The 21,762-nt window shown below is 64.0% G+C and carries 17 protein-coding genes; 9 read left to right on the top strand and 8 right to left on the bottom strand.

What is annotated here, in order from left to right:
• Window positions 1-17: 17 nt before the first annotated feature.
• The 4 genes from H9K76_RS17940 (at window position 18) to H9K76_RS17925 (ending at window position 5,012) form a co-directional block, all read left to right on the top strand.
• Window positions 18-1,412: a sodium:solute symporter family protein gene (locus H9K76_RS17940; RefSeq protein WP_187600715.1), complete on the top strand. Its 1,395-nt coding sequence runs from the start codon at window positions 18-20 to the stop codon at window positions 1,410-1,412.
• A gap of 45 nt (window positions 1,413-1,457) precedes the next feature.
• Window positions 1,458-3,128 carry an amidohydrolase gene (locus tag H9K76_RS17935; RefSeq protein WP_187596673.1) on the top strand — a complete coding sequence of 557 codons (1,671 nt, stop codon included), beginning with the start codon at window positions 1,458-1,460 and terminating at the stop codon, window positions 3,126-3,128.
• A gap of 17 nt (window positions 3,129-3,145) precedes the next feature.
• Window positions 3,146-4,132, top strand: coding sequence for a CobW family GTP-binding protein (locus tag H9K76_RS17930; protein ID WP_246475113.1), 987 nt, complete (start codon window positions 3,146-3,148; stop codon window positions 4,130-4,132).
• A 184-nt stretch (window positions 4,133-4,316) separates the two neighbouring features.
• The gene (locus tag H9K76_RS17925) at window positions 4,317-5,012 is read left to right on the top strand and encodes an SDR family NAD(P)-dependent oxidoreductase (protein WP_187596672.1); all 696 of its coding nucleotides are present in this window, start codon (window positions 4,317-4,319) and stop codon (window positions 5,010-5,012) included.
• 172 nt (window positions 5,013-5,184) lie between these two features.
• On the opposite strand, the gene H9K76_RS17920 is transcribed toward H9K76_RS17925, so the two are convergent.
• Both H9K76_RS17920 and xsc read right to left on the bottom strand, forming a co-directional pair.
• The gene (locus H9K76_RS17920; protein ID WP_187596671.1) at window positions 5,185-6,141 is read right to left on the bottom strand and encodes a bifunctional enoyl-CoA hydratase/phosphate acetyltransferase; all 957 of its coding nucleotides are present in this window, start codon (window positions 6,139-6,141) and stop codon (window positions 5,185-5,187) included.
• Window positions 6,142-6,404: 263 nt separating this feature from the next.
• A complete protein-coding gene (gene xsc, locus H9K76_RS17915) occupies window positions 6,405-8,222 on the bottom strand; it encodes a sulfoacetaldehyde acetyltransferase (RefSeq protein WP_187596670.1) in 1,818 nt (605 codons plus the stop codon).
• A 143-nt stretch (window positions 8,223-8,365) separates the two neighbouring features.
• On the opposite strand from xsc, the gene H9K76_RS17910 reads away from it, so the two are divergent.
• The 3 genes from H9K76_RS17910 to H9K76_RS17900 are packed head-to-tail and all read left to right on the top strand — an operon-like array spanning window position 8,366 to window position 11,871.
• Entirely contained in the window at window positions 8,366-9,187 is an 822-nt protein-coding gene (locus H9K76_RS17910) for an IclR family transcriptional regulator (RefSeq protein ID WP_187596669.1), read from the top strand.
• Window positions 9,180-10,169, top strand: coding sequence for an AAA family ATPase (locus H9K76_RS17905; protein WP_187596668.1), 990 nt, complete (start codon window positions 9,180-9,182; stop codon window positions 10,167-10,169). Before H9K76_RS17910 ends, H9K76_RS17905 begins: the two co-directional genes overlap by 8 nt.
• The gene (locus H9K76_RS17900; protein WP_187596667.1) at window positions 10,159-11,871 is read left to right on the top strand and encodes a cobaltochelatase CobT-related protein; all 1,713 of its coding nucleotides are present in this window, start codon (window positions 10,159-10,161) and stop codon (window positions 11,869-11,871) included. Before H9K76_RS17905 ends, H9K76_RS17900 begins: the two co-directional genes overlap by 11 nt.
• 58 nt (window positions 11,872-11,929) lie before the next feature.
• Here the strand turns inward: H9K76_RS17900 and H9K76_RS17895 are convergent, their stop codons facing one another.
• The 6 genes from H9K76_RS17895 to H9K76_RS17870 all read right to left on the bottom strand — a co-directional run bounded on the left by H9K76_RS17895 (window position 11,930) and on the right by H9K76_RS17870 (window position 19,231).
• A complete protein-coding gene (locus H9K76_RS17895; protein ID WP_187596666.1) occupies window positions 11,930-13,870 on the bottom strand; it encodes a trypsin-like serine protease in 1,941 nt (646 codons plus the stop codon).
• Between the two features lie 243 nt (window positions 13,871-14,113).
• Complete coding sequence (locus H9K76_RS17890) at window positions 14,114-14,314, bottom strand: hypothetical protein (protein WP_187596665.1); 201 nt, start codon at window positions 14,312-14,314, stop codon at window positions 14,114-14,116.
• A gap of 47 nt (window positions 14,315-14,361) precedes the next feature.
• Entirely contained in the window at window positions 14,362-15,261 is a 900-nt protein-coding gene (locus tag H9K76_RS17885; protein WP_187596664.1) for an ABC transporter permease subunit, read from the bottom strand.
• Entirely contained in the window at window positions 15,254-16,042 is a 789-nt protein-coding gene (locus H9K76_RS17880; RefSeq protein WP_187596663.1) for a taurine ABC transporter ATP-binding protein, read from the bottom strand. Before H9K76_RS17880 ends, H9K76_RS17885 begins: the two co-directional genes overlap by 8 nt.
• 92 nt (window positions 16,043-16,134) lie before the next feature.
• On the bottom strand, window positions 16,135-17,151 hold the full coding sequence (gene tauA / locus H9K76_RS17875; protein ID WP_187596662.1) for a taurine ABC transporter substrate-binding protein: 1,017 nt from the start codon (window positions 17,149-17,151) through the stop codon (window positions 16,135-16,137).
• A gap of 658 nt (window positions 17,152-17,809) precedes the next feature.
• Complete coding sequence (locus H9K76_RS17870) at window positions 17,810-19,231, bottom strand: NAD(P)/FAD-dependent oxidoreductase (protein ID WP_187596661.1); 1,422 nt, start codon at window positions 19,229-19,231, stop codon at window positions 17,810-17,812.
• 429 nt (window positions 19,232-19,660) lie between these two features.
• Between H9K76_RS17870 and H9K76_RS17865 the strand changes: the two genes are divergently transcribed.
• Together H9K76_RS17865 and H9K76_RS17860 are read left to right on the top strand one after the other, a co-directional pair.
• Window positions 19,661-20,062: a nuclear transport factor 2 family protein gene (locus H9K76_RS17865; protein ID WP_187596660.1), complete on the top strand. Its 402-nt coding sequence runs from the start codon at window positions 19,661-19,663 to the stop codon at window positions 20,060-20,062.
• Window positions 20,063-20,290: 228 nt separating this feature from the next.
• Entirely contained in the window at window positions 20,291-21,673 is a 1,383-nt protein-coding gene (locus tag H9K76_RS17860) for an amino acid permease (RefSeq protein WP_425489712.1), read from the top strand.
• Window positions 21,674-21,762 lie beyond the last annotated feature (89 nt).

Raw genomic sequence — 21,762 nt, 5'->3', positions numbered from 1 at the left:
ACAGGGAGAAGGACATGATGGCATCGATCGTTTTCGTGGGCTTCATCCTCTACTCGCTGTACCTGGCCATCCGCTCGCGCAAGGGCGGTGGCGAATCACAGAGCGTGCATGACTTCTTCGTGGCGTCGCGCCAGTTCGGCGCGTGGCTGGTGTTCTTCCTGGCGGCCGGCGAGGTCTACAGCATCGGCACGATGGTGGGCTTTCCGGGCGGCATCTATGCCAAGGGGCCGACGTACGGGGTCTGGTTCCTCGGCTACATCCTGCTGGCCTATCCGTTGGGATATTTCCTCGGGCCGAAGATCTGGGAGGCCGGTGCGCGCCACAACGCGATCACGCTGCCCGACCTGTTCAAGGGCCACTACCGCAGCCGCGCCCTGGAGCTGATCGTCGCAGGCTCGGCCATCCTGTTCCTCCTGCCGTGGGGGCAGTTGCAATTCACGGGACTGGTCGCCGCACTCAAGGGCCTGGGCTGGAACTTCACGCCGCTGCACCTGGTGCTGATCTCGGCGGCGCTGGCCTTCACCTATATCGCCATCTCTGGCGTTCGCGCCACCTCGTACATCGCCATCCTCAAGGACGTGGTGATGCTGGTGGCGATCATCGTCACGGGCACCGCGGTGGCCATGCACGCCGGCGTGGCCGACGTGTTCCTGGCGGCAAGCGCCAAGGTGAGCAACCACATGAACACGACCGAGCTGCGCTTCTCGATGAGCACCATCTTCTTCCAGGCGATGGGCTTCTACATGATGCCGTTCGCGATCCAGAACTTCTTCACGGCCAAGAGCGCCAACACCATCCGCCGCACGCAGATCGTGATGCCGCTGTACATGCTGATGTATCCGTTCCTGGTGCTGGCCTCGTACTATGCGATCAGCCAGAACCTGCAGCTCGCCTCGCCCAACGAAGCCTTCTTCGCGGCGGCGATCCGCCTGCTCCCGGGGTGGCTGCTGGGACTCGTGGCCGCCGGTGCGGCGCTGTCGGGCCTGCTCGTCCTGGCCGGCATCTGCCTTGCCATCGGGCCGATCGTCACGCGCAACCTGATCCCGTCGATGCCCGAGCAGAAGCAGAAGTTCGCATCCAAGATCGTGATCGTGGGCTACCTGCTGCTGTCGATCGTGATGACACTGTTCACGCCGAACCTGATGCTCACGCTGATCAACACGGCGTACTACGGCGTCACGCAGTTCTTCCCGGGGGTGGTGGTGATCCTGTTCCGCCTGGGCGTACGACCCGCGGCCGTGGCGCTGGGCATCCTGGTGGGCCAGGTGTCGGCGATCACCATGTACCTGGTGCAGCCGGACTTTGGCGGGTTCAACCTGGGCCTCATCAGCCTGGCCGCGAATCTGCTGGTGATGCTGGGTGTCCACCTGCTGATGCCGCGTCCGGTGGCTCGCGTGGAAGTCGCGCGCTGAACGGGATCAACGGCAAGCACAACGGTAACCGCAATGACAATGGAAATGACAGCAGTCGACAACCACCCCGGGGCACAGGCAAAGGTGCAGGTGTTCACCGCACGCAGGGTTCTCACGATGAACCCCGCACAACCCGACGCCACGCATGTGGCGGTGCAGAACGGGAGGATCCTGGCCGTGGGCGGCGCGGCCGACATGGCGGCATGGCCCGATGCCGTGCAGGTGGACTCCCTGCGCGACAAGGTGCTGATGCCCGGGCTCATCGAGGCGCACTGCCACCTGATGGAGGGCGCGATGTGGGACGCGGTCTACCTGGGCTATTTCGACCGGCGCGATCCCGACGGGCGCCTGTGGACGGGCCTGCGCACGCTCGACGCCGTGCTGGCGCGCCTGAAGGAGGCGCAGGACAGGCTCGCGGATCCGGACGCGCCGCTGCTGGGCTGGGGGTTCGACCCGATCCTGTTCGGCACGGAGCGCCTGTCGGTCAACGAGCTCGATACGGTCTCGGCCACGCGGCCCATCGTCATCATGCATGCGAGCGTGCACCTGATGAACGTGAACTCCGCCATGCTGGTTCTCGCAGGCATCGACGAGGACACCGATATCGACGGCGTGCACAAGGACGCGGATGGTCAGCCCACGGGAGAGCTGCAGGAGTTCGCCGCCATGTTCCCGGTGCAGAAGCTGCTGGGCCAGTCCATGTCGCTCGCAGCGGCGGAGCAGAGCCAGGCCATCTGGAAATTCGGCCGCGTGGCGCAGCTCGCGGGCGTGACGACCGCCACCGACCTGGTGAGCGATCTTTCGGAGAAGGGTCTTGCAACCCTGCACGAGGTCACTGCCGACGCCGACTACCCGATGCGCGTCGTTCCTGCCTTTGCGCCGCAGCGCAATCCGCAGGGTGGTGCCGCCCGCGTGCTCGAGGCCGCTGCAGCGCAGACCGACAAGCTGCGCTTCGGCCCGGTGAAGTTCATCGTCGATGGATCGATCCAGGGCTTCACGGCGCGGTTGCGCTCGCCCGGATACGCCGGTGGGCAGCCGAACGGGCTGTGGCTGATTCCTCCGTCGCAGTTGCTGGAACTGTTCACGCCGTTTCATGCGGCGGGTTTGCAGCTGCATATCCATACCAATGGGGATGAGGCCACCGAGGTGGTGCTCGATGTGATCGAGCAGATGCTTCAGGCGCACCCGCGTGAAGACCATCGCCACACGCTGCAGCATTGCCAGCTGGCCGATCGCGCGCAGCTCGAGCGCGCGGCCAGGCTGGGCATGTGCATCAACTTCTTCTCCAACCACCTGTATTACTGGGGCGATGCGCATGTCGCGCAGACCGTGGGGTTGTCCTGGGCGCAGCGCATGAATCCGGCGAAGACGGCGCGTGACTTGGGGCTCACGTTCTCGCTGCACTCCGACGCCCCGATCACGCCGCTCAACCCGCTGTTCACCGCATGGTGCGCGGCGCATCGGGCCACCGCATCGGGCAGGATCCTCGGCGAGGCGGAGCGCCTCAGCGTGGCGGATGCGCTCGAGGCCGTCACCATGGGCGCCGCCAGGACGCTGAAGCTGGAGCGACTGATCGGAAGCATCGAGGCAGGCAAGCTGGCGGACTTCGCCGTGCTCGAGGATGACCCCTCCGCCGTGCCCGCAGAATCCCTCAAGGACGTACGCGTGTGGGGCACGGTGCTGGGCGGCAAGGTGTTCCCGGCGCCGCAGCCGTGATGGAACCCGTCCCGGTCATGCAGTCCGCGCGTACGCCGATTCCGATGGTCGTGGTGGGCGGGTACCTGGGGGCGGGAAAGACGACGCTGCTCAACCGCCTGCTGGGCAATGCCGCCGGCCTGCGCATCGCGGTGCTGGTCAACGACTTCGGCGAAATCAACATCGATGCGGCGTTGATCCGAACGCGCAGCGACGATGTGATCCAGCTCGAGAATGGCTGCGTGTGCTGCTCGATCGGCGACAGGCTGGTGCAGGCGCTGGCGGAGGTGTCCGACCGCGAGGAGCGTCCCGATCTGCTCGTGATCGAGGCGAGCGGCGTGTCCGACCCGATGCGCATCGCGCAGGTGGGAATGCTCGATGCCGCGTTCCGCCTGAATGCGGTGGTGGTGGCGGTCGACGTGCCGCAGCTGCAGGCCCACCTGGAGCACCCGCTGGTCGGTGACATGGTGCGCCAGCAGATCGGTGCGGCCACCGCGCTGGTGCTCACCAAGTGCGATCTGGCACAGGCGCCGGACGTGCAGCACGCGCTGCAGGCATTGCGCGGCCTTGCACCGCGCGCGGCGGTGTTTCGTGCGCTGCAGGGTGCGATCCCGATGTCGGTGTTTCTCGACGAGGCCGATCATTCCGGCCGGTCAGCGCCGGCATGGTTGCGCGGCCCGCGCGGGAGCGGCCGCTGGCAGAGCATGGCCGGTGGCGCACCGCTGCACGAGGCGATCGGAAGCTTCTCATTTCGCTCAGCGACGGGCTTTCACAAGCAGCGGCTCAAGCAGGTGCTGCGCAACATGCCCGGCGGGCTGCTGCGGGCCAAGGGCATCGTGCATGTGCAAGGGGAGGCGGATGCGCAGGAGTTCCATGTGGTCGGCGGCCGCGTGCGGGTGGCGCGCATGCCTGCGGTGACGCTGAGCGCGCCGGACCAGGAGTCGGTGCTGGTGTTCATCGGCTGCATGAGTCCGGACGATCGCGCGCAGATCACGCGGCAGCTGGAGTCGGCACTGGCAGCCTGATGCCGATGCCTGTGTGACTGGGGCTCCGGCGGGTCTTCATCGCCCGCTGCGCAGTGTGGAAAATCTCGATGGACTGGCGGGAAACTGGTGCGATGATTCCGGCATCGTCATCGCTGCCCGCCGCATGTCGTTCTCGACGTCGGGGCAGCTCTTCATCAGTACACACGCGAAAGGTCCTCTTTTCATGGCAAGCGACATCAAGACCGCCATCGTCACCGGCGCAGGCGGATCCCTCGGCTACGCAACCGTGCACCAGCTTCTCGAACAGGGCTTCCAGGTGGCCGTGCTCGAACGCAACATGGAGCACCTGCGCCTGCGCTTTGGAGATGCGACCAACGCCAGGCTGCTGCCCGTGGCGGCGGACGTCACCGATCTGGCCAACTGCCAGAACGCGGTCGATCAGGTGCGCCAGCGCTGGGGGCGCATCGATGCGCTGTGCAACATCGCGGGTGGGTTCAGCATGGGCTCTTCGGTTGCCGAGAACGCCGTCCAGCAATACGAGCACCTGATGGCGCTGAACGCGGCTGCCGTGTTCAAGATGGTGCACTGCGTGGCGCCGGTCATGCTGGCGCAGGGCGCGGGCAGCATCGTGAACATCGGGGCGCAGTCGGCATTGTCCGGGGCGGCGAACATGGCGGCCTATTGTGCTTCCAAGAGCGCGGTGATCCGGATGACGGAGTCGTTCTCGGCGGAGTTCAAGAAGTCCGATGTACGGGTCAACTCCATTCTGCCGAGCATCATCGATACGCCGCAGAATCGCAAGGACATGCCGGATGCGGATTTCTCGCAGTGGACTTCGCCGGAGAAGATTGCGCAGGTGATCGGGTTCTTGGTTTCCGATGCTTCGGCGGCGGTTACGGGGGCGGGGATCGCTGTTTGATTTGCCTGTCTGTTGGGGCGGGTTCGGATTCTGCTTCTGCTTCTGGTTCCGCCCTCAAACAAGCAAGCAAACCTTGCCAACAAAAAAAATGCCGGAGCACCTCGCAGCACTCCGGCAACTACAAGACCCTTGCAGCGTCGACTTCGAAAGCAACTTGAGATTCTGACGACGATCAGCTTGCCAGCACAGCCAGTGCGCAGGAGGCGATGCGTGCCTCGACGGAGTCCGAGCGGCTCGTCAGGACGATCGGCACGCGCATGCCCAGTACCAGGCCGGCACATTCCGCATCGGCCATGTAGACCAGCTGCTTGTAGATCATGTTGCCCGCTTCGAGGCTGGGGACCAGCAGCACATCGGGGCGGCCGGCGACTTCGGAGGCGATGCCCTTGTTCTGGGCGGAGCGCAGCGAGATCGCGTTGTCGTACGCGAGAGGGCCGTCGACGATACCGCCGGTGATCTGGCCGCGGTCGGCCATCTTGGCGAGGGCGGCTGCGTCGATCGTGCCGGGAATCGCGGGGTTCACGGTCTCCACGGCGGAGAGCACCGCCACGCGGGGCGTTTCGATGCCGATGGCCTTGGCGAGTTCGATGGCGTTCTGGGCGATGTCGCGCTTGGCCATCAGGTCGGGGAAGATGTTCACCACGCAGTCGGTCATGAGCAGCGGACGCTCCATGCCGGGCATGTCCATCACGAAGACGTGGCTGGCGCGGCGGCCGCCGCGCAGGCCGGCTTCCTTGGCAACCGCGGCGCCCAGCAGTTCGTCGCTGTGCAGGCTGCCCTTCATGAGCGCCCTGGCAGCGCCGTCCCTGCAGAGGGCTGCGGCAGCAGCAGCGGCCGTGCGGGCGTCGTCCGCGGTGTGGTGGATTTCGGCACGGGAGAGATCGAGGCCTGCCTGTGCGGCTGCTGCTTCGATGCGTTCCTTCGGGCCGACGAGCAATGGCTTGATGAGGCCGGCGTCGGCGGCCTGCATGGCGGCCTGCAGGCTGCCCGCGTCACAGGGATAGGCGACGGCGACCGGAATGGCTCCCTTGGCACGCGCCTGCTCGAGCAGGGCATTCAGATGGGGGCGCTGTGGTGGCTGCTTGGTGGTGTTGTCCACAGCGACGGAAATATGGGGATTGGATGCCATGGCGCGTGTCTCCGGTGCTTGTGTCTTGTGAGAGCTTTCTGATGGGGGCGGGCGGGATGAAGGTCGTTTTCATCGCCGCCGTCATCCTCACCTCAGCCTTCTCCACCTGAACGGAAACAGGAAAGGAGAGGGCTGGGGTGAGGACACATTCCAGCGGGCCGGAATGTGATCCGAAGGGGCAGAGCTGCGCGCGCGGCACAGGGCCTGCCCCGTGGCGCTGGCGGTGTCCTCCCAAGGGGAGGGCGCGCAGCGCCTCGAGGGGATTACACGTAATCCTTGTACTTCTCCAGGAAGCGCACGGGCTTGGCGAGGGCGTCGCGGCGGAACGGGTCGCCCAGTTCGCGTGTGCACATGATTTCGATGACGCAGGTCTTGCCTTCGTTCATCTGCATGTCGATGGCCTTCTTGAGGGCCGGGCCCACGTCTTCCAGCTTGTCGACGACGATGCCTTCGGCGCCCATGGCCTTGGCGATCTCGGAGAAGCTTTCGCTTTCGAGTTCGCCGGCAACGAAGCGGCGGTTGTAGAAGTCCACCTGGTTCTTCTTTTCCGCGCCCCATTGGCGGTTGTGGAACACCACGGCGGTCACGGGGATGTCGTGGCGCACTGCGGTCATGATTTCCATCATCGACATGCCCCATGCGCCGTCACCGGCGTAGGCGATGGCGGGACGGTCCATGGCTGCGCACTTGGCACCGATGATGGTGGGCAGTGCGTAGCCGCAGTTGCCGAACGACATCGGAGCGAAGAACGAACGTGGCTCGTCAAAACGCAGGTAGCTGTTGGCGACGGAGTTGATGTTGCCGATGTCGGTGGAGACCATGACGCGGGCAGGCATCGCCTTTTCCAGTTCGCGCAGAACCTGGCGTGGGTGCAGGTATTCGCCGCCGGTCGGAGTCTTCTCCTTCTTGGCTTCCTCGATCATGTCCAGGCTGTACGGATCGCGCTCGTGCGTCCACTCGTCGAGTTCCTTCTCCCAGGCGGCCTTCTCGGTGGCCACGGTGTCAGCGCGTGCGGCCTTGGTGGCATCGCATGCGAGCGTGACGTTGGACAGGCGCTTGACCAGCTCTTCGGCAACGGCCTTGGCGTCGCCGTTGATGCCCACGGAGATCTTCTTGACCAGGCCCAGGTTGGTGTGATCGGCTTCGACCTGGATGATCTTGGCCGTCTTGGGCCAGTAGTCCATGCCGTGTTGCGGAAGCGTGCCGAATGGGCCCATGCGGGAGCCCAGTGCGATCACCACGTCGGCTTGCGCGATCAGCTTCATGGCGGCCTTGGAGCCCTGGTAGCCCAGAGGGCCTGCCCACAGCGGGTGCTTGGCGGGGAATGCGTCGTTGCGCAGGTAGCCTGTGGCCACGGGCGCGCCCAGGCGTTCGGCCAGGGCCTGTGCGGCAGGAACCGCGTCGCCCATCACCACGCCGCCGCCGGCCAGGATGACCGGGAACTTGGCGGTCTTCAGCAGTTCGACGGCAGCATTCAGGCTGGTCTCGCCGCCATGGCCGCGGTCAACGCGCATGGGCTTCGGAATTTCGCACTCGATCTCGCCGTAGAAATAGTCGCGCGGGATGTTCAGCTGTGTAGGGCCCATTTCGGACATCGCGCGGTCGAAGCAGCGGCCGGTGAATTCAGCCATGCGCTTGGGGTTCACGACGTGGCCCTGGTACTTGGTGAATTCCTGGAACATCGGCAGCTGGTTGGCCTCCTGGAAGCCGCCCAGGCCCATGCCCATGGTGCCGGTTTCTGGCGTCACGATCACGACGGGGCTGTGGGCCCAGAAGGCGGCGGCGATGCCGGTCACGCAGTTGGAGATGCCGGGGCCGTTCTGGCCGATCACCAGGCCGTGGCGGCCGGAGACGCGGGCGTAGCCATCGGCCATGTGGGCCGCGCCTTGCTCGTGCACCACGGGGATCAGGCGGATGCCTGCCGGTGCGAAGATGTCCATGGCATCCATGAAGGCCGAGCCCATGATGCCGAACATTTCGGTCACGCCGTTGGCAACGCAGGTTTCCACGAATGCCTCGGAAGGGGTCATCTTGGTGACGCCTTCAACGACCTTACGATTGTCGACTTTAGCTTTAGTCATCTTTGTCTCCTAGCGAGAGATGGAAAAACGAAACTTTTAGTTCCGAAAAAAGAAATCACGGACGCAAGTCTACGAGAACTTTTTGTGATTTGGCAAGAAATTTCTTTTTTCGGAATAAATTGACTCAAAAAACGGAACTCAATATGATCGATGACGTTATGAAGAACACCGACAACAGCACGACCAAACTGGATGGGGACACGCCCAACCTGCGTCTGTTTGCGCTTCTTGAAGTCATTGCGCAGAAGGACGCGCCTTTTACGCTGCAATCCATCGTGGAGGAAACGGGGCTGCCCAAGCCCTCCATGCACCGCATGCTCACGCAGCTGGAGAGCGCAGGCATCCTGCAGCGCGAGGGCAACGGGCGCCACTACGCCACGGGCCGGCGCCTGATGCGCATGGCGGAGAACGTGCTGCTCAACAACACCACGCATGGCGCGCGCCATGCCGTGCTTTCCCATCTGGTGAACGACCTGGGCGAGAGCTGCAACATCACCGCGTTCTCGGGCGGCGAAGTGCTCTATCTGGATCGCGTCGAGACGCCCGCGCCCCTGCGCTTTTACCTGCAGCCGGGCTCGCGCGTGCCGGCGCACTGCTCGGCCACCGGCAAGCTGTTCCTGAGCCAGATGGCGCCCGCGCAGCGCCGTCGCCTGCTGTCGGCCGCGCCGCTGCAGGGCTTCACCAACAACTCGTTGACCACCTTCGAGGCCGTGGACGCCGAGCTCGACGCGGTGCGCGAGCAGGGCTATGCGTTCGATAACGAGGAATTCCTGCCGGGCCTGCTGTGCCTGGGCGTGCTGGTGCCCTCGCGCAGCGGCAATTCCAACATGGGCCTTGCGGTGCAGGCGCCCATCATGCGTTTCTCGAAAGAGAAGGCGCTGTCCTATCTTCCCAAGTTGCAGGCCGCAGCGGAAGCGATCGCCTGCATCAACGACGATGTTCCGCCCGGAGCAGATGATGACTGACCTGACCCTGTTGCAGCCCACCACCACCATCAGCGTGCGCGAGGTGTTCGGCATCGACACCGACATGCGCGTGCCGGCGTTCGCCGAGCGCAACGAGCATGTGCCGGTCGTCGATGCGGCCTACCGCTTCAACCCGCAGGTGACGCTTGCGATCCTTGCAGGCTTCGCGCACAACCGCCGCGTGGTGATCCAGGGGCTGCACGGGACGGGCAAGTCCACCCATATCGAGCAGGTCGCCGCGCGCCTGAACTGGCCGTGCGTGCGTGTGAATCTCGACGGCCACATCAGCCGCCTCGACCTGGTGGGCAAGGACGTCATCACGCTGCAGGAGGGCAAGCAGGTCACGCAGTTCCAGGAGGGCATCCTGCCGTGGTCGCTGCAGCGGCCGGTGGCCATCGTGTTCGACGAATACGATGCGGGCCGACCCGACGTGATGTTCGTGATCCAGCGTGTGCTCGAGCGCGAAGGCAGCTTCACGCTGCTCGACCAGAAGCGCGTGATCCAGCCGCATGCGCACTTCCGCCTTTTCGCCACGATGAACACGCTGGGCCAGGGCAATCTCTCGGGGCTCTACCACGGCACGCAGATGCTCAACCACGCGCAGCTCGACCGCTGGAACCTGGTGACCACGCTGAACTACCTGGCGCCCTCCGAGGAGGCGGCGATCGTCGTGGCACGCGTGCCGGAACTGAACACGCCGCAGGGCCGGCACCAGATCGACGCGATGGTGGCGCTTGCCAATCTCACCCGCAAGGGGTTTGCCGTGGGCGACCTGTCGATCCTAATGTCGCCGCGCACCGTGATCACCTGGGCCGAGAACACGCAGATCTTCCATGACGTGAAGCTGGCGTTCGAACTCTCGTTCCTCAACAAGTGCGAGCCTGCCGAGCGCACCATCGTCGCCGAGTATTTCCAGCGCTGCTTCGCTCAGGAACTGAACGTGCGCGCGGAAGATCCGGCACTGCACGTACATGTCGGCTGACACAGGCAACGCTTCGGCGAGACCGGCCCCCACCCTGGCCGAGATGGAGGCCTGGGGCGGGGCCATGCTGCGCGCCATCACGGGCGATGCATCGCTGCAGTGGAGCGGCCAGACGCTGTATGCCGGCACCATGCCACAGGCGCTGCCTGCGGCGCACCACACCAACGTTCCCGCGGAGCTGGCAGACCAGCGTGGCATGCTCGACAGCGTGGGGCTGAGGCTGTGCTCGAGCGACGCCAGCCTGCACCGCGCGCACCTGCCCGCCGATCCGGTCGAGCGGCTGGTGTTCGAGCTGCTCGAACAGCTGCGGGTCGAGAGCCTGGTGCCGCAGGCGTGGCCCGGCGCGCGCGAGAACATGCGCCAGCGCTTTCTGCAATGGGCGCAGGCTTTCGGCGATTCCGGACTGACCGAAAGCAGCCTGGGCATCCTGCTGTTCGCCGTGGCATTGACGGCATGGAGTCGCCTGACCGATCAGGAGATGCCCGACCGGATGTCCGACGCGATCGAATCCACGCGCATGGCCATGTCGCCGCACCTCGGCCGCTTCTGGGTGCAACTGCGCCGCACGCGCGAAGACCAGTCCGCTTTCATTGAGCCCGCGCTGGCCGTGGCGCGCTGGGTGGGCGAGGCGGTTCGCGCCGCGCAGGAAGATGCGCCGCGCGGCAACGGCAATCCCAAGCGCCGCAGCAGCTTTGCGCTGCCGCTGCATTTCGAATCGCAGAACCTGGACGAACTGCCCGTGGCGCAGACCGGCGACAGCCGCGCATGGGCCAGCTCGTCGCAGACCTACCGCGTCTTCTCGCGCCAGTACGATCGCGAGGAGCAGGCCACCGAGCTCATCCGAGCATCGCAGCTTGCGGAGTTCCGTGCCAGCATGGACGACGAGATCGCGCGCTCCGGGCTGCACGTGGGGCGGCTTGCACGGCACTTCCAGATGCGCCTTGCCAAGCACCAGCGCGATGGCTGGAACTTCGGCCTGGAGGAGGGCCACCTCGACGCAGGGCGGCTCACGCAGCTGGTGAGCGACCCGCAGCAGCGCGCGATCTTCAAGGACGAGGCCGACAGGCCCGTCAACGAGACGGCGGTGACCTTCCTGCTGGACTGCTCGGGATCGATGAAGGGGCATTCCCGGCACATGTCCATCCTGGTCGACGTGTTGGGGCGGGCCCTCGACATGGCGGGTGCCAGTGTCGAGGTGCTGGGCTTTTCGACCGGTGCCTGGAACGGCGGCCGCGTGCGCCGCGAATGGCAGCGTGCGGGCCAGCCGCAGTTTCCCGGTCGCTTGAACGAGCGCCTGCACATCGTCTTCAAGGACGGGGGCAAGCGCTGGCGCCATGGCCGCGCCGGCATTGCCGCTTTGCGCAAGGCCGACCTGTTTCGCGAAGGCATCGATGGCGAGGGGGTGGAGTGGGCGTGCCAGCGCCTGCTTGGGAGGTCCGCGAAGCGGCGCATCCTGATGGTGATCTCCGACGGCTGCCCGATGGATACCGCGACGCATCAGGTGAACGACGAGCACTATCTCGACCAGCATTTGCGGCAGGTGCTGGCAGCGCGGGAGCGGGCCGGAGATGTGAAGGTGTGCGCGCTGGGGGTGGGGCTGGATCTTGGCGTTTTCTACCGCCAGCGGCTGGCTGTCGATCTGCAGCAGAACCTGGATGAGGGGTTGCTGCTGGCGGTGGCGGATCTGCTGTGCAAGAGGTGATGCGGCGGCGCGAGCGCGACGCTGCTCCGCCCAGCTTCCTCTCCCCGGGCACGTCAGCTCATGGCTGCGGCCAGACGTGGAAGCTCACGCCGTCCAGTTGGTAGCCGCCACGGGCGATGATGGCGTCGCGCTCCGTTGTGCTCGATGTGTACAGGTGGGTGTTCTTCCCCGCGCTGTAGAAGCGGTATTCGGCCACCGCGCCGTTGTCGGCGTTGACGGGCGAGTACCAGCCGATGCCGTCGTACTGGTAGGTGCCTGCCAGGTTCAGCAGCAGGTCGCGCTCTGCGGTCTTGTCGGTGTAGAAATGGGCGCCGGATGCCGTGTTGTAGAAGCGGAAGACCGGGGTCAGGCCCGCGCCGGCCGCAGCGCTCGCATAGAACGCGGTGTTTTCATACTGGTACTCGGACTTCAGGCTGATCAGGTAGTCGCGTTCTTCGGCACTCGCGGTATAGAAGCGGGCGCCGGTCAGCGGGTTGTAGAAGCTGTAGACCGCTGCGCGCGCGTAGGTGCCCTGGGTGGTGCTTGCGGACGAGGAAGAGCCAGCATAGATCCATCGCTTGATCAGGGGGAAGATGCGGTCGAAGCGCGAGTAGTTGTTGATGCCGCCCTGGTTGCTGCAGTTGGCGTTGCTGGTGGAGAGAACACCGGTCAGCAGGCCGTTGACGAAATAGCCGGAGCCACTCGAGCCGCCCTGAGCCGCGCCGCTGGACCACTCCACACGGTAGAAGTTTTCCGTCATGTCGTCGGTGTACTGGCAGTTGTATGCGCCCACCTCGGGCGTGCAGGCGGCCGTGCCGACGATCCTGCCGATGCTGATCTTCTGCAGGTCGCCCGCGGGATGGTGGATGCCCGCACCGGAGGTGCCGGCGGTCTGTGCGGTGGCGTCCCAGCCTGCGAACATGGCGCCGGCCGGTGGGGTGTCGTTCAGCCTGAGGAGCGTGACATCGGGCACCTGTGCGCTGAACAGCAGCGTGGCGCCGTTCGTCAGTGCCTTGCTGTCGGCCGAGAGGGTGCGGGCGCCGCAGGTGGGTGAGCGGTAGAACCAGAAGGTCTGCAGCGTCGAGGCCACGGCCTGCGAGGAGATGCAGTGGTTGGCGGTCAGGAAGAAGGGCGTGCCGCTGCCGGTCTTGTCATTGAGCAGGGTGCCGGTGCAGAGATAGGCGCCGTCGTCACGGACGAACAGCATGCGGGCCACGGCGTCGCGCTGTGCGCTGTAGCGGTCGTAGCAGGTGGAGTCCTGCATGCAGTCGCCGGAATTGCCGATCTTGAGTTGTACGTCGTCTTCCTGCGCGACACGCACGGTGAGGTTGTCGAACAGGTGGACGATCCTGGGCACGGCAATGCGAAGGCCGTCGGCCGAAGTGCCCGGGGGCAGCTCGATTTCCAGGGTGACTTCCTCGCCATCGAAGCCCGGCGTCCACCATGTGCGACCGGCATCGGTGCGGTCGCCTGCCTTCAGGTTGTTCTCGATGATCTGGTTCACGCGCTGGCCGGAAATCTCGAACGCCTCGCCGCGGTAGCCGGCCTGGTAGACGCGCAGCAGGGCGCTTGCGGGCAGGGCCTCGATCAGCACGCCCAGGCGCATGCCGAAGGCTTCTTCGGATGCGAAGGTGAGCGCGGACACCAGGCCCCCGCGTGAAGAGGTCTGCCAGCGGAGCAGCGCATTCGTGCCCTGCACGGTGGCTGAGGTGGTGCTGGTGCGGGTGGCGCCGATCTTCACGACGTTGCCGGCCGCCTCCGATGCACTCTTGGTGCCGGTCCATGCGCCGAGATCCACCCGGGCCGCCGCCACGGTGGCTGCGGCAGCGCTGCGCTTCATGGGCACGAACTCCTCGGCGGTAGACAGGGGCTGCATGCGTTCGGGCACACGCGCCGCAGTGTTGTCGGCCGCTGCGTGGGCGGGGTTGGAAGCCATCCATCCGGCTGCGGCAACGACCAGCGACAGCGCGGTGATGCGGGAGAAGGAGGTGACACTGTTTTTCTTGAAAATGCTAACCATATCGATCATCTGATAGCTAATGCCTTGGATGAATCGAATCGTAGCAATCAATAGCTGTTATTAATTAATAATGTTGACGCAATTATTTTTTGTTAACGCTTTGGGTTGAATGTAATGAAAACTTCAATAGTTTTTTTATTGCTACGGTATGAGTAGCTGCCCGATATTTATCTGCAAGAGTGCAGGAACGATTGGAATGATTCGTTGGTTGATCGAGAGCTGGGAGTATGTCGTCCAAAGGTGTCACGGCCGATGTTTTTCTGGCTGATCCAATTCATAACGTCTATCGATAATCGGGGCGAGAATCTGCTTTCGTTTGTCAATGAAATCATTTTCTGACGACATGAATGGAGGCGGGCGAGCAACAAAAAAGGGCGACCCTTTCGAGTCGCCCCAAGCAGGCAATGCCGGATTGCTGTGATGCAGGCGGGTTGCAGCCGCCATCCGGCAGAGTGTCCCGCCCTTTGGCCGGGCGGGAATTCCGGTGGTGGTTACATGCGTCCCTTCCACGGTACCAGGCGCTTTTCGATCCAGCGCATGAAGAGGTCGAAGATGTACGCCACCACGCCGATCACGATGATGCCCATGATCACGATGTCGGTGCGCAGGAAGTTCGACGCATTCAGCACCATCTGGCCCAGACCCACGTTCGCCGCCACCATTTCGGCGGCCACCAGCGTGGTCCAGCCGAAGCCGATGGCGATGCGCATGCCGACCAGGATGTCCGGCAGGGCTGCGGGAATGATCACGTAGCGGATCACCTGCCAGTAGCTGGCTCCCATGGAGTACGCTGCGTTGATCTGCTCCTGGGCTGCGCTGCGCATGCCCGATCGGGCGGCAAGCGCCAGCGGCGCAAAGCAGCTCAGGAAGATCAGCAGGATCTTGGGCGTTTCGTCGATGCCGAACCAGATGATGATCAGCGGCAGGTAGGCCAGGGGAGGCAGGGGACGGTAGAACTCGATCGGTGGATCGAAGACCCCACGCGCGACACGCGACATGCCCATGGCAATGCCCAGGGGAACGGCCACGATGAACGCCAGCCAGAAGGCCACCGTCACGCGCAGCAGGCTGGCCGAGAAGTGCTGCCACAGCGGCTTGTCGTTGGCCTGGCCGGTCAGGTACTCGTAGAACTGCTGAAACACTGCCTGGGGACTTGGCAGGAACAGTGGTTTCACCCAGCCCAGGTTGGTGGCGGCAAACCACAGCGCCAGCAACACGATCACGGTGGCGATGCTGATGCCGACGCTCGAGCCTTCACCCGGCGTCTTGAAGCGGCTGGTCTTCACCGGACCCTGGGGGGGTGTCGATTGCGGTGATTTGGGAAGGCTCTTGCGCACGATCGTGCTCGGCGCGGAGGTGGAGATATCGTTCATGGGTAGGGCCTCAGACATTGGCGGGCTCCCGGTGGTGAATCAGGCTCAGAACCTCTTCACGCAGCTTGATGAAGTCGGGACGGGATTTCACGGCGCGCGCATCGCCCGTGCGCAGGAACTCGTGGCAGAAAGGCATGTCGTCGTAGACGTGCGAGATGCGCCCGGGGCTCGGGCTCATCACGATGAGGCGGCTGGCCAGGAACAGCGCTTCCTCCACCGAGTGGGTGATGAAGAACACCATCTTGTTGGTGGCCTTCCAGACCTTGAGCAGGATTTCCTGCACCTGCTCGCGCGTGAACGCATCGAGTGCGCCCATGGGTTCGTCCATGAGCAGGAGCGCCGGGTCGTTGGCCAGCGCGCGCGCAATGCCCACGCGCTGCTGCATGCCGCCCGAGAGCTCATAGACCGCGCGCTTCGTGTAGTTCTGCAGGCCCACGAGGCCGAGCTTCTCTTCGGCGATCTGCGTGCGCGTCTTCAGGTCGACGCCGCGCATGCGCAGGCCGAGCGCCACGTTGTCCACCACGTTCAGCCATGGCATCAGGGCATGTTTCTGAAACACCACGCCCTGGTTCGCTCCGGGGCCGTCGATGGGTTTGCCGTCGAGCAGGATCTCGCCGCTCGATGGTGCCAGGAAGCCTGCCATGCAGTTGAGTAAAGTGGTCTTGCCGCAGCCTGATGCACCGAGCGCCACCACGAAGTCTCCATCGTGCATGGTCAAGTTGACGGGGGCCAGGGCTTGCAAATGTCCGCCCTTGACTTCGTAATTGACAGTCAGGTCGCGTATATCCAGAGTAGGCATGACACCGCCCTCCAAGAAGAAATGAAGTGATCCAAGAACTGCGGGGCGGCCGTTGGAGGACGCACCCCGCAGAAGTTCGCGATGCCGGCGGCTTACTTGCCGAGTGCCTTCTTCACATACGCGTCGGTCACGAACGCGGAGTAATCGGGCTTGACCTCCTGAATGCGGCCCTGCGATTTCAGGAAGGTGGCCGTGTTGGCCATGGCCTTGGCCGCGCCGCCACCCAGCCACTGGGCGTTGAGCTGGTCCTGGGCGCTGGGGAACTGGTAGAGCGACATGGCCGCCGGCACGTCCTTGGGGTCGGCCTTGCACCACTTGGCGATGGCCTTGACCTCGGCCGACTCGGGGGTCCACTTCGCGAGGTTGTCCCGCACCTGCGCGCTCGCACGGTTCAGTGCCTTCACGAAGGCGACCATGAACTCCGGGTTCTCCTGTGCGAACTTGGAGGTGACCACCACGCCTTCGAAGGTCGGGAAGCCCATCTGCGCGATGGAGCCGGAGGTCGCGAGGACCTTGCCCTTTTGCTTGACCTTGGCGAGCACGGGGTCCCACACGAACGTGCCGTCGATGTCGCCGCGCTCCCATGCGGCGGCGATTTCCGGTGGACGCATGTTCATGATGTTGACCTTGCGCGCGTCCACACCTTCCTTGCCCAGTGCGGCGATCAGCTGGTAGTGCGCGGTGGACACGAAGGGCACGCCGATGCGCTTGCCTTCCATGCTCTTGAAGCTGGTGACGCCGCTGCCGTCGCGCGCCACCAGCGCCTCGGCGCTGGCGATGTCGGCGGAGATCCAGAACAGCTTGATGTCCTGGCCCTGGCTGGCCGCCGCGGTGAGCGGGCTGGAGCCCAGTTCGCCCATCTGCACATCGCCCGATGCCATGGCGCGGATCACGTCGCCGCCGCCCGAGAACATGCGCCAGTTGATCTTGTAGCCGGTTTCCTTCTCGACCTCACCGGACTCCATGATCAGGCGCAGCGGAACCAGCATGTCCTGGTTCGCGAACGTCACTGTCTTTTGCTGCGCGGCCGCGATGCCCGATACACCCGAGAGTGCGAGCGCTGCTGCCGCGATGCCTGCTTTCAGCACAAACCGTTTTTGCATTGTCATTTTCATTGTCTCCATTGCTTTAAAACGAAATCGGTTGAACTTCAAAACCAGAAAAACACTTTGTTGTTGCTGACACTCCAGATGTATTGCCTGCCGACTCCTTCTCCGGTCCGAACCGATTCCGAGCTCGCTCCACGTTGAAGGCCTGCAAGGCAGTCTGCGCGGTGGGGCGTCCTTTGAAAGTCCACGCTTCATCGGTGAAAGAGGGCTTTCGAAGCGGATCGTAGTGAGCAACGGGATGGAGCCAGTAGAACCAGCCGAGGTCTATCGTTAGGTCCAGTGGCATGGGAACCTGCGGGACGTGCGAAAAATGTGCTTTGCATCCGGTCGATGCATATAAGGTTTGAATAGCGCGATTCGTTGCCTGGCATGGCTTTGCGCGGTGTTGCCTGCGCGGTGCCGGGTAAGTGCGTGCGGGCGTTGGTGTGGGTGTAGGTGCTTTCACTGATCTGTGCCGTAGAGTGGATAAGGACGCTCTTTTCAGGCATCGAAAATGCCGATCAAGCTCCTGGTGCACAGCAGGATGCATGCCAGAAAAGTTTGGCAAGTGGTTGAAAATAAAAAGAAAAAAAGAGATCCTTCCTTGCGGAATGGATCTCTGTAAGCGCAGCCGGAGCTGCGTTTTGGGGGTTCTGCGGCGCCTTGCGGCGTCAGGGCATCAGCCCTGTTCGTCCTGGGCGTGATACCAGTGGTAGAGGAAGCGTTGGCCCATGCGTCGGAATGGTGCAAAGGCTTCGGAGCGCACCGTGTTGAACACGTTGGGATACTCGAGCTCGGAGTTGTAGATCGGGAGCTCGAAGGCCTTCAGGTGCTTGCCAGCGATGCGTTGCGCCATGCGGCGCCCGGCATGTGCCGAGAACGATACGCCGTTGCCGCCGTAGCCGACCGCGTAGAAGATGGTTTCCTTCGGATCGGGTTGTGTGATGCGCGGCATCATGTCGTGGCTCACATCCACCCAGCCCCACCAGGAATAGTCGATCTTGATGCCCTTGAGTGCCGGGAACTTGAGGTGCAGACCGTCGACCAGCTTGGCCATGTGCACGGGATTGGGCGCATCGGCACCGGTGATGGAGCTGCGGCTGCCGATCTGCACGCGGTTGTCGGGCAGGCGGCGGTAGTAGAAGCGCAGCGTGCGCGTGTCGGTGATCACCTGCGTGGTCTTGAAATTGGTGGCCGCTAGCTCTTCCTGCGTGAGAGGGCGCGTGACCAGCGAGTTCGACAGGATCGGCATGATCTTGTTGCGCAGGCGCGAGTGCAGCTTGTTGCTGGTGTAGCCGCCGGTGGCGAAGCCCACCGACCGGGCCTTGACCGTGCCGCCCGGCGTGCGCAGGTAGTGCACGCCATTGCGGGTCTCCACATCCAGGACGGGGCTGGCGGGATGGATCTTCACACCCAGCTCGCGGGCCTTGCGCATGTAGGCGAAGGCCAGCTTGAGCGGGTGCACGCCGATGCCGTCGGGCTCGTGCATGGCACCAAAGCTGTCGGCGTCGTTCACCCAGTCGCGCTGGACCTCTTCCTTGCTCAGCATCTTCGCGTCGTAGCCGAACACGTCGCGCATGAGCTTGGTCTCGCTGCGCAGGAAATCCATCTTCTTCTCGCGGTGGGCGATATAGAGGTGGCCGCCGGGCTGCGGTTCGCATTCAGGGAACTCGGCCACCAGGTCCTTGAAGGTCTGGAAGCCTTCGCGGATCTCGGCATCGAGCTTGAGCGCGGTTTCCTTGCCGTAGCGCTCGATCCAGCCGGAGCGGTACAGGCGTCCGCTGGCGTTCTGCCCCTGGCCGCCGTTGCGGCTGGTGCAGCCCCAGGCGGTCTGGTTGGCTTCGAGCACGATGGCCTTGATGCCATGCTCACGTGCAAGGTGCAGCGCGGTGGACAGGCCGGTGAAGCCCGAGCCGACGATCACCACGTCGGCTTCGATGTCGCCTGCGATGGGGCCGTCATCCTCCGGAGGGAGGCCTGCGGTGCCGACCCAGTAGGTGGGTGCATAGCCGGTGCCGCGGCCGGGGGTCGCATCGACCAGCGGGTCGTATTGCGGGTCGTAGGGGCGCATGTAGCTGGGGCGAACGTCCTCTGCCTTCATCGTGTTGTCTCCTTCATGTGCACCCGCTGCGGGCGGGCGCTGCATCCAATCCATCTGAATGAAATCCTGGGGTCCTGCCTGGCCCTGTGGGGTGACGGATGTCGCCTCTGCATGCCTTGTGCCGGACTGTGGACTGCAGCATAGCCAGAGGGGGCTTGGGGTGGTTAGCGCCAGCGGGGGGCTTTTCATAAGTCCAGTTGTTTTTCTGTTTGCTGGGCGTGTTGGTGGTTTCCCTAGGGGTTCAGGATGCTTCTTTTGGGGTGGACAACCAATCAACGAGACAAGGACTCGCTGGACTTAACGATAGGTCAGCGCTGGTTCTACGAATCTGATGCCAGCGTGCCTAACATCCATCCCCATCGTTTCGTTTGCCGCGCGTCAAATTTCAAGCGTGGCAATGTGTATGTTTTGAAGGACAAGGAGACACTCATGAGCACCAGCTCCAACCAGCCCGATGCGCAATTTCTGGCACGTTTTGCGGATGCCTGGAACCGCCACGACATCGACGCGCTGATGAGCTTCATGGCTGATGGCTGTGAATTCCACGCGGTGGCAGGCCCGGATGAACTGGGCAAGAGCTTTGTGGGCCTCGAGCAGGTTCGCGAAGGCTTCCAGGCGGCCTGGGGTGCGTTTCCCGATGCGGCCTGGGTGGATGGCGATCACTGGGTGCACGGCGACCGCGGTGTGTCCGAGAGCACATTCAAGGGAACGGCCGCCGACGGCTCGCGCGTTGAGGCGCGCATGGTCGATGTGTTCACCTTCAAGGACGGCAAGATCCTGGTGAAGAACGCCTTCCGCAAGAACCGCCCGGCTCTCGCCAAGGCTGCCTGAGTCTCGCACTCGGGTCCAGGCACCGCACGGACAGTGCGGTGCACACGCTCAACGGATCAACCGGACGCAGATTCCGGGACCGGCCCGCCTTAACCCAGGACGACATGTTGTTCGTCCCTCGGTCGACGGCGCAGGCGGAGCCGTGCCTTTCGCAAAACAAGGAGACAATTCGTGATCGGATCCCAACCTTCCTCTTCGGGCCTCTCGACCGGCCTGAAAGAGCGTCACATGACCATGATTGCGCTGGGTGGCGTGATCGGTGCCGGTCTTTTCATCGGCAGTGGTGTCGTCATCAAGCAGGCGGGCCCTGCCGCCGTCATTTCCTTCCTGATCACCGGCCTGCTGGTCGTGCTGGTGATGCGCATGTTGGGCGAGCTGGCCTGCGCCATGCCCGGCGGAGGCTCGTTCTACGAATACTCCCGCGAGGCGTTTGCCGATCGTCCCGGCCTCTCCAAGCTGGCTGGTTTCCTCACCGGCTGGATGTACTGGTACTTCTGGGTGATCGTGGTGGCGCTCGAGGCCGTGGCCGGCGCCGATCTGCTGCGCTACTGGATGCCCAACGTGGACGGCTGGATCATCTCGCTGGTGCTGCTGGTGATGCTCACGCTGACCAACCTGGTGTCGGTGAAATCGTTCGGCGAGTTCGAGTTCTGGTTTTCGTCCATCAAGGTCGCGGCGATCGTTGTGTTCCTGTTCATCGCTGGCGTGCATGTGCTGGGCTGGACACCGGACGCGCATGGCCTGCAGGTGGCCAATCTCACGCAGCATGGCGGCTTCGCGCCCAACGGCTGGGTTCCCGTGCTGACGGGCGCGGTAGCCGCCACCGGTTTCTACTTTGGCGCAGAGATCGTGACGATTGCCGCGGCTGAAACGGCCGAGCCGCAGAAGGCCGTCGCCAAGGCCACCAATTCGGTGATCACGCGCGTGCTGGTGTTCTATGTGGGCTCGGTGCTGCTGGTCGCCTGCCTGGTGCCATGGAACAGCAAGGAGATCGCTACTCCCTACGTGAGCGCCCTGAATGCCATGGGCGTGCCTGCCGCCGCGCAGATCATGAATGCGATCGTGCTGACGGCCGTGCTGTCCGCACTGAACTCCGGCCTGTATGCCTCATCGCGCATGCTGTTCGCGCTGACCCGGCGCGGCGATGCTCCCAAGGCCCTGGCCAAGGTCAGCAAGAATGGCGTGCCGGTGCGCGCGATCCTGGTAGCCACGCTGTTCGGCTATGGTGCCATCGTGATGTCCTATGTGTCGCCCGATACGGTGTTCGCATTCCTCGTGAACTCGTACGGCACTGTCGCGATCTTCGTGTACATCCTGATCGCCGTGTCGCAGCTGCGCCTGCGCAAGCGCCTGGAGCGCGAGGCGCCGCAGCTGCTGAAGGTGCGCATGTGGTGCTTCCCTTACCTCACCTACCTTGCGATCGGCGGCATGCTCGCCATCGTGATTGCGATGGGATTCATTCCAGAGCAGCGCACCCCGCTGATGCTGGGTGTGGTGAGCCTGGGGATCCTGCTGGTGGCGTACTTTGTTCGCCATCTGGTGAATGGGGGCAAGGGCGTGGAAGCGCACCCGCCTACCTCATTCAAGAAGGTCAAGCTCAAGAAGAGTTGATCGACCGCGTTGGATAAAACGGCCAGTGCTGGACTGCACTGGCCGTTTTTCATGGTGCATGAAGATTCCAGCGTGGTGCGTGCGGATCC

Source organism: Diaphorobacter ruginosibacter (assembly GCF_014395975.1).
Taxonomy (GTDB): domain Bacteria; phylum Pseudomonadota; class Gammaproteobacteria; order Burkholderiales; family Burkholderiaceae_C; genus Diaphorobacter_A; species Diaphorobacter_A ruginosibacter.
Note: the sequence above shows the minus strand (reverse complement) of the source record. Positions and strands in the feature narration are given on the sequence as shown.